The sequence below is a fragment of the Streptococcus cristatus genome (assembly GCF_001578775.1).
GTDB classification, from domain to species: Bacteria; Bacillota; Bacilli; order Lactobacillales; family Streptococcaceae; genus Streptococcus; species Streptococcus cristatus_A.
This window is the reverse complement of sequence record NZ_KQ969100.1, coordinates 1-258: the sequence shown is the minus strand read 5'-3', so window position 1 is coordinate 258 and position 258 is coordinate 1. Positions and strand designations below refer to the sequence as shown.

The following is a 258-nucleotide window of genomic DNA, read 5'->3' as shown; positions in this document are numbered from 1 at the left end:
TCAGTCTCAACAAGTGAATCAGCTTCAACTTCATTGAGCACTAGCCAGTCTGTATCAGCAAGTGCAAGTGCCTCAGCTTCATTGAGCGCAAGCCAGTCAGTCTCAACAAGCGAGTCAGCTTCAGCGTCATTGAGTACCAGCCAGTCTGTCTCAGTAAGCACAAGTGCTTCAGCATCAGTAAGCCTGAGCCAGTCAGTTTCAACAAGTGAATCAGCTTCAACCTCAATGAGCACCAGCCAGTCTGTCTCAGTAAGTGCA

Annotated in this window: 1 protein-coding gene; it reads right to left on the bottom strand. The window is 48.4% G+C overall.

Annotation, left to right across the window (positions count from 1 at the left end; genetic code table 11):
* On the bottom strand, positions 1 to 258 hold a 258-nt coding region (locus tag SCRDD08_RS11585), incomplete at both ends, for a hypothetical protein (RefSeq protein WP_269139725.1).